The sequence below is a fragment of the Pseudoalteromonas sp. US3C1004 genome (genome assembly GCF_048401065.1).
Lineage (GTDB): Bacteria > Pseudomonadota > Gammaproteobacteria > Enterobacterales > Alteromonadaceae > Pseudoalteromonas > Pseudoalteromonas undina.
Genome location: NZ_CP183073.1, coordinates 2,146,982 through 2,160,443, shown reverse-complemented (window position 1 = coordinate 2,160,443; position 13,462 = coordinate 2,146,982). Strand labels below are relative to the sequence as shown.

The following is a 13,462-nucleotide window of genomic DNA, read 5'->3' as shown; positions in this document are numbered from 1 at the left end:
TAAAGCAGTAATTATGCGAGTAGCACTTGGAGTAGAATACAACGGCGCGCGTTACAGTGGTTGGCAGCGTCAATCTCATGTAAATAGCGTACAACAAGAAGTAGAAAAAGCGTTGTCGCGCATTTGTAATCATCCGGTTGAAATTGTATGTGCAGGGCGCACCGATGCCGGCGTGCATGGCACTGGTCAAGTTGTGCATTTTGATACCCATGCTGAGCGTGAAATGGTGGCCTTTACATTAGGCATGAATACCTTATTACCAAAAGACATTGCTATTCGTTTTGCCCAGCCTGTGGTTGAAGACTTTCATGCTCGCTTTAGTGCAACTGCTCGTCGTTATCGTTATGTGATTTATAATTATGCGTTTCGTGGTGCGGTATTAAATGAAGGTGTTACCCACTTTCATCATCCTTTAGATGAAGTGAAAATGCAGCAGGCTTGCCAATATTTATTAGGTGAGCACGATTTCACATCGTTTAGAGCGCTTCACTGCCAAGCTAATACGGCAACGCGAACGATTCATCATTTATCGGTACAGCGCCAAGGTGCTTATGTCATTATTGACATTAAAGCCAATGCGTTTTTACACCATATGGTACGTAATATTACCGGGTGTTTAATGGATATCGGTTTACATAAACATGAACCAATTTGGTTAAAAGAGTTGCTAGATGTTAAAGAGCGTGCCAAAGCGAGCGCCACAGCAAAAGCGGCGGGTTTATATTTAGTAGATGTTGATTACCCAGAACACTTTAATATTCCTAGAACGCCGTTGGGGCCATTGTTTTTAGCCGATACCGATATTTAAAAGGTAATCAGGTGGTTATTTTTATACGCTATTATTCGTAGGGCTAACTACTAAGACCAGTTTTTTATACCTTGATAGCGTAATTCATGTTTTAATTGGAAAAATTTGTTTGCATGGTTAACATGTAGACTCGCGACACAGAACAGCATTAAGAGAGTTGCAAATGAGTTGGCTAGAAAAAATCTTACCAAAAACGACTAAATCTTCAGGTCGTAAAGAAATTCCAGAAGGTGTATGGGCTAAATGTACGTCATGTGATTCAATTTTATATAAAGCAGAATTAGAAAAATCACTAAATGTATGCCCTAAGTGCGACCATCATATGCGTGTTAGTGGTCGTAAGCGTCTTGAACAATTTTTAGATGACGGTGACCGTCATGAATTAGGCGCTCAACACGAACCTAAAGATGTGCTTAAATTTAGAGACTCTAAAAAATACTCAGATCGTATTAATGCAGCTCAAAAGTCAAGCGGTGAAAAAGACGCACTGGTTGCAATGAAAGGGAACTTAAAAGGTATTCCGGTTGCTGCAGTTGCATTTGAATTCTCATTTATGGGTGGCTCAATGGCATCGGTTGTAGGTGCTCGCTTTGTTGACGCGGTTGACCAATGTTTAGAGCATAATATGCCGCTGATTTGTTTTTCTGCATCGGGCGGTGCACGTATGCAAGAGGCGCTAATGTCACTTATGCAAATGGCTAAAACCAGTGCTGCACTTGCTAAAATGACCGAAAAAGGCCTACCGTTCATCTCGGTAATGACTGACCCAACAATGGGTGGTGTATCAGCATCATTGGCAATGCTTGGTGATATTAATGTTGCAGAGCCTAAAGCTTTGATTGGTTTTGCAGGTCCGCGTGTTATTGAACAAACCGTGCGTGAAACACTGCCTGAGGGTTTCCAACGCAGTGAGTTTTTATTAGAGCACGGCGCAATCGACATGATTATTGACCGTCGAGAAATGCGCGATACGCTAGCACGTATCTTAGCAAAGTTTATGAACTTGCCTTCTACGGAACAAGAGCATAGAGTAGCGTAAATTTCAGCTTTACTGATTACATGCTATGACAAAAACAATTCCTAGCCAATCATCAAGCCTTGATGATTGGCTTTGTTATTTAGAGAGTGTTCACCCTGCTAATATAGAAATGGGCTTAGAGCGCGTTGCTCGTGTTGCTAACAACATAGAGCTTTTAACTTCCTCAAGTAAAATCATTCTTATTGCAGGCACCAATGGCAAAGGAACAACAGCACGTTGTTTAGAGTCATTATTATTAGCCCAGGGTTATTGTGTTGGCACCTATGCTTCACCTCATTTAGTTCGCTATAACGAACGTGTACGCGTTAATGGGGCAGAGCTTGACGATCAATACCATGTCGATGCGTTTAATTTACTAGAGCAAGGGCGTGGTGACACACCATTAACCTATTTTGAATATGGTACCTTAGGCGCGTTGGCTATATTTAAACGCTTAGAAGTTGACTACGTGTTGTTAGAGGTCGGTTTGGGCGGGCGTTTTGACGCGACCAATATTGTTACCCCATTTGCTAGTGTGATCACCACCATCGATTTAGATCATAAAGAATATTTAGGTGATACCCGTGAGCTGGTGGCTTATGACAAGGCGGGAATTTTTAGAGAGAGTACTCCGGCAATTATTGGGGATTTAAATATTCCGCATACAATGACCGATTATGGCAAAGAAATTAACGCTAATATGGTGTTATCGGGTAGTGACTTTATTTTTAAAGAGCATGAGCAAAGTTTTAGTTGGCAATTTAAAACACATAATCTCGATTTACCTAAACCGGCCATCCCGTGTCAAAATGTGGCCACTGCGTTAACGACATTGTCGGTGCTAGATTTATTACCAAGTGATGAAGTGATAACTCAGTGCATAGCCAACTTAGTGGTAGAAGGGCGCTTTCAACAATTAAGTGAGTCGCCATTAGTGTACACAGATGTGGCACATAACCCTGAATCGGCACGTTATTTAGCAACTAAGTTAGCAAGCTATAAAGATAAAGGCTTTAAAATTCATGCATTAGCCGCTATGCTTGCTGATAAAGATAAAGTCGGTGTGCTTAAAGAAGTGGCTGATGTAGTCGATGAATGGTCGTTGGCTAGCTTAGATGGCCCGCGAGGGGATAGTGCAGCTCATCTTCAACAGGCGCTTTCAAGTATACCCAATAGTCATTTTAAACAGGGTTATAGCAACGTAGAGGTAGCATTGGATGCTATTTTGCCAAGCCAGCCAAGTAATACACTATTGATTGTATTTGGCTCATTTTTTACCGTGGCTGGCGCTATTCATTACTTTAAAAAATAGAGAGGATGTCGGTGAACTCAGGTTTTATTAATCGCTTAGTCGGAACAAGTATTGTGGTGATCGCAGCAATTGTGTTTATTCCCAATATACTCGATGGTGAAAAAGTGCACTATAAAGAAGGCTTTAAAGCGATTCCAGAACGCTCTGAGTTCAAGACCATTGATTTACAAGAATCAATTGATCAGCAAGTGGCAAATGCAGAACCATTAAAAGAGGATGAAATTGAAAATATTCAGCCTGATGATGCTGCATTTGAGCAACAAAACAGCTCTGCTGAAACTGACGTTACTGCACAGCCAGCAATGGTTGAAGCGGTCATAGCCGATACAAAGCAAGGCACAGTCACTACCGAGCAAAATAACGCTACGCGTAATACCAATGAAAACTTAACAAGTATGGCGTATGTCATTCAGCTTGGTAGTTTTTCTCATGCGGCAAATGTAAAAGCGTTGCAAGCAAAGCTAAAAACGAAAGGTTTTAAAAGCTTTACTAGGCCAATTAAAACGCCAAATGGTACGTTAACTAAAGTATTTGTAGGGCCGTCATTAAGTAAAAATGAGCTGCAGTCCCAACTTCCCGCGCTGAAAGAACTAACTAAACTAAACGGTAAAGTTACTCAATTTGAAGTGGCAAAATAACTGAGTTGCTAATAGGTGGGTGTGCTTATAACTTAATATTGCACATTTACCTAACTTATACTCCATAAGTTAAGACTAGATCTCTACCTACTTTTAGCCTGTATATTTCACACTATTTTTTATCTAAAAACTGCATGTTTTTACTCACCTGCAATCTCACGCTTAAACTTGCATCACTGGGAGGTTTAGGTATAGAATGCGCCCAAAATTAGCGACTAATTGGTTCTTATGATCTGGGTTGATTACGCCATTATTGGCATTATTGCACTCTCTACCATCATCGGTTTAATACGCGGCTTTGTTAAAGAAGCTATGTCATTAGCGGTATGGGCAGGGGCTTTCATCATCTCCAGCTTATTTTATCAATATTTAGCTTCCTTCCTAACATCCATTTCTGAACCCCTTTTAAGAAATGCAGCGGCCATTGCCATATTATTCTTTGCGACGCTATTGTTAGGCGGTTTACTAAACTATATTTTAGGTGAGCTTGTACAGCGAACCGGATTATCCGGCACAGACCGTGTTTTTGGTGTGGTGTTTGGTGCTCTTCGAGGCGTGTTGGTCGTGAGCGCGTTACTCTTCTTTCTTGATGCTTTTACTGGTGCGCCAAATACGCATTGGTGGGGCAACTCTATTTTGATTCCAGAATTTGGCTTTGTAGTTGAATGGTTCTTTTCGTACCTAGAAAACAACTCGAGCTTTTTAAATTCAGTAAACCGTTAATCGGCGAGGATAAATTACATGTGTGGTATCGTTGGAATAGTCGGAACATCGCCAGTTAATCAGGCGATTTATGATGGCTTAACCGTTTTGCAACACCGTGGCCAAGATGCTGCGGGTATCATAACTATTGAGAACAATACATTTAGCTTGCGCAAAGCAAATGGCCTAGTGAAAGATGTATTTCACACTCGTCATATGAAACGTTTGCAAGGCAACATTGGCATTGGCCATGTGCGCTACCCAACAGCGGGTTCTTCAAGCTCGTCAGAGGCTCAGCCGTTTTACGTGAACTCTCCTTTTGGTATAGCACTTGCCCATAATGGTAACTTAACCAATGCAGAGTCGTTAAAAGAGCAGTTATTTTCAGAGGCACGTCGCCATGTTAATACTACCTCTGATTCTGAGATTTTACTTAACATCATGGCACATGAGCTAAGTAAGCCAGACAAACTAAAATTAGACCCTGAAGATATTTTTACAGCGGTTACTGAAGTTAACAATAAAGTGACGGGTGGTTATGCAACTATAGCTATGATTATCGGTCATGGTATTGTGGCGTTTCGCGATCCAAATGGTATCCGTCCTTTAGTATTTGGTAAACGTGAATCTGCTGCCGGTACTGAATATATGTTTGCATCAGAGAGTGTGGCGTTAAAGCCAGATGGCTTTGAGTTTATTCGTGACGTTGCCCCAGGCGAAGCTATTTACGTGACTGAAAAAGGCGAGTTTCATTCTTTTACCTGTGCAGATAAAGTGTCTTACTCACCATGTATTTTTGAATTTGTTTACTTTGCGCGCCCGGATTCAACCATTGACCGCATGTCGGTTTATGCTGCACGTGTAAATATGGGAACAAAACTAGGCGAGAAAGTAGCACGTGAGTGGGCCGATAAAGACATTGATGTCGTTATTCCTATCCCAGAAACTTCATGTGATATCGCTTTAGAAATGGCACGGGTACTTGATTTACCTTACCGCCAAGGATTTGTTAAAAATCGCTATATTGGCCGTACGTTTATTATGCCAGGCCAAGAGCTACGTAAAAAATCGGTACGTCAAAAACTCAATGCAATTGACCGTGAGTTTAAAGGTAAAAATGTCCTACTTGTTGATGATTCAATTGTACGTGGTACTACCTCAGCACAAATAGTTGAGATGGCACGCGAGTCTGGTGCTAAAAATGTTTACTTTGCGTCAGCTGCACCGGAAATACGCTTTCCAAATGTATACGGCATAGATATGCCATCGGCGGCTGAACTAATTGCACATGGCCGTGAAGTAGAAGATATTAACCAAAGCATTAGTTCTGATGGTTTAATCTTTCAATCATTAAGTGATTTAATTGCTGCAGTTAGCCAAGAAAACCCTGAAATCACTAAGTTTGAAACGTCAGTGTTTGATGGACAATACATTACTGGCGATGTTGATCAAGACTATCTAAATCGTATTGATAAGCTACGTAACGATTCTGCTAAAAGCACCCGCGAAAACGCGATGTCGTCTGGTTTAGAAATACATAACCAAGATGAAAACGAATCTGATTAACCGTGATAATACTGCCTGATAGCATTATCGGCGTTACAAAAAAAGGAGCTTAATCGCTCCTTTTTTGTTTTTCAATTTTTAGGTAAACATAGGGCTGATTATACCGTTGGTCCATAGCATGGCGGTAAGCGCTAAAATAATAACAAGTAGAATTAATCCACAGGTGACAACAGAGCTTGCATAAATAAAGCCGCGCTCCTGCGGAATGTGCATCAAAATAGGGACGCCGGTATACAGTAAATAAACTGAGTAAGCGAGTGCCACTAACCCAACACACACCACAAACCACAACTCAGGCCAAAAGGCAGCCAATGCCGACATAAACACCGGTGTTGCGGTATACGCTGCCAGCTCGATAGTTTGGGTAAAGGTTGGTTTAGCACCAAAAGTAACCGCCATCCAATGCGCTAAGTAGGCCAGTGCAAATACACCGCCAATTAAAGCAACATACATAGCCGCACCAATCATCAGTGCGCTTTCATGGGTTAAAAAAACTGGGTTACCTGTGCCTATACTCCAGCCTAGATAAACCGATGAGTAGTATCCCATTGCTGAGGGAAATAAAGCGATTAGCAAAATGTGCGATAAGCTGTAGGTTAAGCTTTCGTGACGGTTATCAATTGTTTGCCACTCTTCGAGTGGGTGGGCGTATAAGCCCCATAGGTGATTTAGTATCATTGCGTGCTCTCCATAAAAGGATATATTACTGTTTGGTTATAGTTGGTTTGTTTTTTATACAGTCCATTTAGTTATGGTTCAGTAACTAAGCAAAGTCAAGTTATCCACATGCTTGTAATAAGGGCGTGTGTTTATTTTATTCAGGGCGTTATTTCGTGTTAAAATACATAATCGCAATTTATAGCAATGAGTAGTCAGCGTGCCACATAGCCAGCTTTTAGAGCCAATTAACAACTTTTTATTATGCAGTACCCCCGATGAGTGGGTTGAACAGGCGACCAAAAAAGAAAATTTACCCATCATATTAATTGATCATTTAATTTGTGAGCTAAAAGCGGCACAAAGTGCCATGTTTTTAATCCGTAAGTATGCGGTAGATAAAGACAGCAGTGATGCACTGCTTGAGTGGCTAAAACCGTTTGAAACGCTTATTTATAAACGTGAGGGGAACTGGCGTGATTTAGCGGCTAAAAATAAACTGACAAAGTCTATTATTCCTAAATCTAACTCACCTTATGGACAAGACTTAATTGATAAAATGGTGATGTTAATAAAAGAAGAGTTGCATCACTTTTATCAAGTGTTGGAAATTATGGATGAATACGGCGTTGAATATAAAAGTATAACCCCATGTCGTTACGCTAAAGGTATGTTACGTAATGTTAAAACGTTTGAGCCCAATGCATTAGTTGATAAACTTATTGTAGGTGCGTACATAGAAGCGCGCTCATGTGAACGTTTTGCTGCGCTTGCCCCGCATGTAGATAAACGCTTAGGGGACTTTTATATTTCACTGCTTCGCTCAGAGGCTCGCCATTATCAAGATTACTTAACCCTTGCTCAAGAAATTGCTGACTTTGATATTACCGAGCGGGTAAAAGAATTTGCTGAAATAGAAGCGCATCTAATTACATCAGACGATGAAGACTTCAAATTTCATAGCGGCGTACCTATTACTGCTTGCCAACAACCCGCATAATTTACACATAAAGCTGCTACCAGTTAAACAGCAAACTGTTGTAGCAGCTAATTTTAATTAAATTCTTTTTAAATTAGACACATCCAATACCCTCACCTAATATTAGAATAACTATTTAAATTATTTAACTTATTGCTTTGTAATTCATTTTAATAACAAGGTCATACCTTATTTATTATTGGGTGAGAAGATATGCAAGATAAAGAGGGATTATTTGTATTTGCAGCTGAAGAAGAACAAGCAGATACAGAGCTGAAAGCATGGAAAATATTAACCGTTGAGGATGACCTTGATTATCAGAACGCGTTAGTTAATAGCTTAAAAGAATTAAAAGCCAAGGATGGTTATAAATACGAGCTTTTAACAGCAAATTCTGTGCCTGAGGCTGCTCTTGCGCTGAGTATGCATCCAGACATCGCACTCATATTTATAGATGTAGTAATGGAGGAGGATGACTCAGGTCTGCGTTTAGTAAATACTATTCGAGAGGTTATTGGTAACGCAGAAATGCGTATTGTGCTGTTAACAGGCCAACCTGGTTTTGCGCCAGAGAGCGATATCATGAAAGTACTTGATATCGATGAATACTGGAATAAATCAGATATTTCTGCCGAGAAGCTGCAATCAATTGTTAATAGTAACATGCGCACTTGGGAATATATTTCACAAATCAAGTCAGCCAAACAAGGTTTACAGTTGGTACTAGACGCGTCTAGAAGTATTAACGGTAAGCATGACATGGCCTCTTTTTCTTATGCTGTGCTTAAAGAAATTAGTAATATTTTAAAAATAACCGAAGGCGGCGGTATTTTCTGCTCGAGTAATACAAACCCTGGCTCTGAAAGTTTAATACTTTCTACACATGGTTGCTTTAGTGGCACTAAAGGGCAACCTGTGGAACCTAACCTGCCTGCAGAAATGCTGCAAGATTTTAAACAAGCGACCAGAGAGCGTCGTCATATATTCTCAAAAAATCACAGTGTGTTTTTTTTCGAAACGCATACTTTGCAAGGTCAGGATACTGACTACATAACGATTGTAAAATCTGATAACCCTATCAATGAGCAAAATGAATATTTACTTAAAGTATTTAGTGAAAATGTTAGCACGGGATTTGCTAATATTTCGTTGTTGAATCGCTTAACTGAACTTGCTTACACCGACGTATCACTTAACTTGCAAAACCGTAACTGGCTAACCCGTGAAATAAAGAATATGAATGCCCATGAGCGGCTAAAAACGCGATTAGTCATTTTTGATATTTATCAGTTTGATGAAAAAGCGTTTACTTTCGGGAATGACTTTTGTAATAAATTAATGAAGCTAGTTTACCAGAGTATAGTTGATTCTTTTGCTAAGTATGAACCACGCATAGCATTAATTAGTAATAAAACATTTGGCATGCTAGTCAGCGTTGACTTTGATATCTCTGATGCAATTAGTTACTTTCAAAATAAGCAAAAGTTCGAAATTGAACAGGTGAAGCAATATATTGATGTGCGTATATTGGAGTTGAAGTTAAGCGCTGCTTTAAACTTAACACCTGAAAAAGTGATTAGCTTAGCAGAGTCTAGTCTTAACTATACGGTGGCAAACCAAGCAAAGTATATTCAGCATACTGAGGAAAAAACAGATCAGATTACTCGTCGCTATGAGTTGATGGCTGAGCTTAGAACGGCTATAGGTAATAAAAGTTTAGAGGTGGCATTACAACCCAAAATCAGCTTATCAACCTTGAAACCAGCTGGTTTCGAAGCGCTCGCTAGGTGGCAAAGAGCCGATGGTAGTTTTGTTCCCCCCGACGAATTTATAGAATTAGCTGAAACAGCCGGATTAATTAATGAACTAGACCATGTAATTTTTGAGAAAATACTAGAGACTATTAATCAACTTAAAGAGCAAGGCTGCAACTTACCCGTTGCATTTAATGCATCCTCTTATGATTTAGTTGAACCAAGCTACTTTGAACAAATAAAAACTAAAATTGAAGAATACAGTATTTTGCCTTCTATGCTTGAGCTAGAGGTGACAGAGACACAAGCTATAAGCAACTATAGTTTAATTAAAGAAGCGCTTGAGCGGTTCATTGCTTTGGGTATGAAAGTCAGTATTGATGACTTTGGTACAGGGTATTCGTCTTTGGCTCACATTAATGAAATACCGTCTACGTCGATAAAAATAGATCGCTACTTTGTTAGTGACCTTGAGTTTAATGACAATAATCAATACATGATTAAGATGATATTGTCTTTGGCAAAGCAATTTGACTTTTCGGTGATTGCTGAAGGCGTTGAGAATGAATTTGAGGCCCAGTGGTTACAACAGCAGGGGTGTGAAACGGCTCAAGGTTACTACTTTGCTAAGCCATTATTTTTCAAAGATTTAATAGTGTGGCTAAAACAGTTTGAAGTGAGTGCGAATGAATAGCCTTAACAGCTTGCCGGTCGGCTCAAAAAAAAGTGTGCTGATAAAGTCTTTGTTTAGTTTATTTATTACTTTATTTGTTGGCTGGCTTATTTATGAACAAGTATATCAAGAAAAAATAAACACCATAAAAACCAAACAAGATGAAAAGTTAGTACTTATAAGTAGTGATTTTTCCAGAGAGCTCAGCAGTATTAAAAAGCTCACGCTTATACTGGCACAGGGACCCGCATTAAAAAGTGATAAACAAGGCAAACCCTTTCAACAAGAACAAATCAGAGATGAGGTAAATAACTATTTTTTAAATTTCGCCGCTATCTCTAATAATATCTCGCAAATCCGCTGGCTTGATACTCAAGGTCAGGAGCAATACCGTATTAATGTAGTGAATGGTGCAGGCGAAATTGTAGCGCCCGATGGGTTGCAAAATAAGCAAAACCGTTACTACTTTCAAAAAGGGATGCAAATTAGTGCGCCTGATATTTTTGCTACAGAAATAGATTTAAACATAGAACGCAACAAAATTATAAAACCACACCAACCAACAATCCGTGTAACCTACCGTACTAGCGAAGAAAATTACTTTTTAGATGGCCTATTGGTGGTCAATTTTAACTTAGATTATCTATTTAATCAGATCAAAAGCTATAGCCAAGAAAGTACTCATATCAGCATTTTGAATCATGATGGTTTTTGGTTGTTAAATAAAGATTCTCGCTTAGAGTGGGGGTTTATGTATGGTAAGAATGAGCAAACGCTTGCCATTCAAGAACCACGGCTTTGGCAGCAAATTATTGATGGCAAAGTCGAGTATGGTTCGCATTTTTTTAATAATAGTCTTTATACATATAGACGTTTTTCTATTTTTTCGCTACGTGAAAACACAGAAAAGATCAGTAACACCGATAAAGAGTTAATTATTCTTATCAGTAGCCCCGATGAACTTCTATTAAGCGCGCAAAAAGTCGCATTAAAGCTAGCTCTTTTATGCAGCAGCGTACTCTGCTTAGTAAGTTTTGGCTTTATTTATCGTGAGTATAGGTTTCAAAACCAGTTATTAACTCTGTCGCATAAGTTGCATATAGAAAAAGTAGAGCTGGGCATTGTCAATCGAGAGCTTGACGAAACGATTAAACAACAACAAAAATTACAAGAGGGGTTAATTGAAGCGCAAAAATTATCTTCACTCGGGTTGTTAGTTGCTGGTGTTGCCCATGAGATGAATACCCCGATTGGAGGAGCCGTTATTTCGGTTTCTAATGCCGATATGGCATTGAATAAATTAAATGAAGCCATGACGCAAGGGCTAACTAAATCAACCCTAGAAGACACAACTACACGCATTGGAGAGAACTTAGCACTGGCAAAAGTTAACTTAAATAAAACAGCGGTGTTGGTGAAAAACTTTAAAAAAATGGCGATTGACCGCCATAATGATGAGTTTATTGCATGTGATATTGAAAAAATCATTCAAGAGTTATTATTGACATTAAACTCTAGGTTAAAAAGCTCGCCGATAAAAGTGAAAACTATTTTTTCACTTAATAAACAAGTGGTTAGTTTGCCGGGTATCATTTCTCAGGTTGTTGAAAACTTAGTGATCAATGCGCTAAATCACGCTTTTGATGAAAAGCAGGAGGGCGTAATTGAAATAAAAGTTGAACAAGCGACTAATAATAGGGTGAGGCTGAGCGTGTCAGATAATGGTAAAGGTATTAACGCTGAGATAAAGGCAGATATATTTGAACCCTTTTATACTACAGCTAGAGGTAAAGGTAACACGGGTTTAGGTTTATATATGGTTTATCAATGGGTAACTCAAGTTTTAAAAGGGGAGATTTCGTTGCAATCTGATCTAGGCGGTAATGAAGACTACAAAACACAATTTGTTATTTTACTGCCAGAGCTTGCCACAAAAACTCATTACAATTAATTGTTAGGAGCGTTATAAAGGCGTTGAAATTAATTGTTGTGACTCGGGGGTAACCACTAAATATGAACCTTGAGTATACCAATCGCCTAACACAGTGCGAGTTAGGGTTTGGTTATTAACTTCATAGGTATGTACATTAGGGCGGTGAGTATGGCCGTGGATCATATTAGCCACGTTATGCTTAGCAAAGGTCTCTAATACAGCGCTTTGCACTACATCAAGTATTTCTATAGGTTTGTCTGCTTGACTAAGTTTACTTTTTTCACGTGCATCACGGGCTATTTTCTTTCGATACCATAATGGCATAGCAAGCATTAATTTGGGCCACCACCAACCACGACTTTTTTGACGAAACTTTTGATACTCAATATCCTGAGTACACATTTCATCACCATGTAAAATTACAGTGGGAGTGCCGTAAAGGTCGATCACTGTTTGCTCATCGAGTAGAGTCATTCCTGCCATATTGGCGTATTTTTCACGCATGATAAAATCGCGATTACCGTGTACAAAATAAATGGGGATACCCGAGTTACTAACTGCTTTTAATTGTTTGGAAACTGCTGCTGATAGTTCGCTAACATAATCGTCACCAACCCACACTTCAAAAAAATCACCTAAAATATACAGCGCATCTACTTTTTGAGGAGCAATATGGGAGTGTAAAAATTTAAAAAATGCCGCTGTAATATCAGGGCGATTTTCACTCAAATGTAAATCGGCAATAAAGTAGGTTTGGCGAGTCATGGTGATTCCAGTTAAATAAAAGCGGGTGAATACCCGCTTTATGTATTCTGTGAAGAATAAGGGGGTTTTAGCTTACAGTTACACTTTCAATTACCACATCTTCAAGTGGTACATCTTGGTGAAAACCATTGCTACCTGTAGCAACACCTTTGATTTTATTTACTACGTCCATGCCTTCTACTACTTCAGCAAACACACAGTAACCCCAACCTTGCGATGTTTCGCTGTTGTGGTTTAAAAAGTCGTTGTTATTCACGTTAATGAAAAATTGCGCTGTAGCTGAGTGTGGATCAGGCGTACGCGCCATTGCTAAAGTACCTACTTTGTTAGATAGGCCGTTGTTAGCTTCATTTTCAATTGGGTCGTTTACTTCTTTTTGTTCCATGCCCGATGCAAAACCACCGCCTTGAACCATAAAACCATCAATTACACGGTGAAAAATAGTGCCGTTATAAAAACCTGAGTTTGCATACTCTAAAAAGTTTTTTACTGTATTTGGAGCTTCGCTTTCGTGCATTTTAATGGTGATATCACCAAAGTTTGTGTGTAGAACAACCATGAGGTTTCCTATAGCTGGTTTAAATATTGGTGCTATTTTATCGTAGTTGACTCAGATTAACAAAGTAGATGTTATGTTTGTTATAAACCGCTAGAGCC

General features: G+C 39.3%; 12 protein-coding genes. 9 read left to right on the top strand and 3 right to left on the bottom strand.

The window, feature by feature from the left end; all coding sequences use genetic code 11:
* Window positions 1-13: 13 nt before the first annotated feature.
* The 6 genes from truA (at window position 14) to purF (ending at window position 6,044) form a co-directional block, all read left to right on the top strand.
* On the top strand, window positions 14-808 hold the full coding sequence (gene truA / locus ACNSN3_RS10095; protein WP_008111070.1) for a tRNA pseudouridine(38-40) synthase TruA: 795 nt from the start codon (window positions 14-16) through the stop codon (window positions 806-808).
* Between the two features lie 163 nt (window positions 809-971).
* On the top strand, window positions 972-1,847 hold the full coding sequence (gene accD / locus ACNSN3_RS10090; protein WP_008111068.1) for an acetyl-CoA carboxylase, carboxyltransferase subunit beta: 876 nt from the start codon (window positions 972-974) through the stop codon (window positions 1,845-1,847).
* 25 nt (window positions 1,848-1,872) lie between these two features.
* Complete coding sequence (gene folC, locus ACNSN3_RS10085; RefSeq protein ID WP_054202394.1) at window positions 1,873-3,138, top strand: bifunctional tetrahydrofolate synthase/dihydrofolate synthase; 1,266 nt, start codon at window positions 1,873-1,875, stop codon at window positions 3,136-3,138.
* An 11-nt stretch (window positions 3,139-3,149) separates the two neighbouring features.
* The gene (locus ACNSN3_RS10080) at window positions 3,150-3,776 is read left to right on the top strand and encodes an SPOR domain-containing protein (protein ID WP_054202492.1); all 627 of its coding nucleotides are present in this window, start codon (window positions 3,150-3,152) and stop codon (window positions 3,774-3,776) included.
* 228 nt (window positions 3,777-4,004) lie between these two features.
* Entirely contained in the window at window positions 4,005-4,499 is a 495-nt protein-coding gene (locus tag ACNSN3_RS10075) for a CvpA family protein (protein ID WP_008111063.1), read from the top strand.
* 18 nt (window positions 4,500-4,517) lie between these two features.
* On the top strand, window positions 4,518-6,044 hold the full coding sequence (purF, locus tag ACNSN3_RS10070; protein WP_008468349.1) for an amidophosphoribosyltransferase: 1,527 nt from the start codon (window positions 4,518-4,520) through the stop codon (window positions 6,042-6,044).
* A gap of 78 nt (window positions 6,045-6,122) precedes the next feature.
* Here the strand turns inward: purF and ACNSN3_RS10065 are convergent, their stop codons facing one another.
* Window positions 6,123-6,722, bottom strand: coding sequence for a Yip1 family protein (locus ACNSN3_RS10065; RefSeq protein ID WP_008111059.1), 600 nt, complete (start codon window positions 6,720-6,722; stop codon window positions 6,123-6,125).
* 199 nt (window positions 6,723-6,921) lie between these two features.
* Here ACNSN3_RS10065 and miaE point away from each other — a divergent pair, with 199 nt between their 5' ends.
* From miaE to ACNSN3_RS10050, 3 genes are all read left to right on the top strand, one after another.
* Window positions 6,922-7,701, top strand: coding sequence for a tRNA isopentenyl-2-thiomethyl-A-37 hydroxylase MiaE (gene miaE, locus ACNSN3_RS10060; protein ID WP_054202395.1), 780 nt, complete (start codon window positions 6,922-6,924; stop codon window positions 7,699-7,701).
* Window positions 7,702-7,893: 192 nt separating this feature from the next.
* The gene (locus ACNSN3_RS10055; protein ID WP_054202396.1) at window positions 7,894-10,128 is read left to right on the top strand and encodes an EAL domain-containing protein; all 2,235 of its coding nucleotides are present in this window, start codon (window positions 7,894-7,896) and stop codon (window positions 10,126-10,128) included.
* Window positions 10,121-12,058, top strand: a complete 1,938-nt coding sequence (locus tag ACNSN3_RS10050) for a sensor histidine kinase (RefSeq protein ID WP_054202397.1) — start codon at window positions 10,121-10,123, stop codon at window positions 12,056-12,058. Before ACNSN3_RS10055 ends, ACNSN3_RS10050 begins: the two co-directional genes overlap by 8 nt.
* A 12-nt stretch (window positions 12,059-12,070) precedes the next feature.
* Here ACNSN3_RS10050 and ACNSN3_RS10045 read toward each other — a convergent pair whose 3' ends face one another.
* On the bottom strand, window positions 12,071-12,805 hold the full coding sequence (locus ACNSN3_RS10045; RefSeq protein WP_054202398.1) for a UDP-2,3-diacylglucosamine diphosphatase: 735 nt from the start codon (window positions 12,803-12,805) through the stop codon (window positions 12,071-12,073).
* Window positions 12,806-12,872: 67 nt separating this feature from the next.
* Window positions 12,873-13,364 carry a peptidylprolyl isomerase gene (locus ACNSN3_RS10040; RefSeq protein WP_418607226.1) on the bottom strand — a complete coding sequence of 164 codons (492 nt, stop codon included), beginning with the start codon at window positions 13,362-13,364 and terminating at the stop codon, window positions 12,873-12,875.
* Window positions 13,365-13,462: the final 98 nt, after the last annotated feature.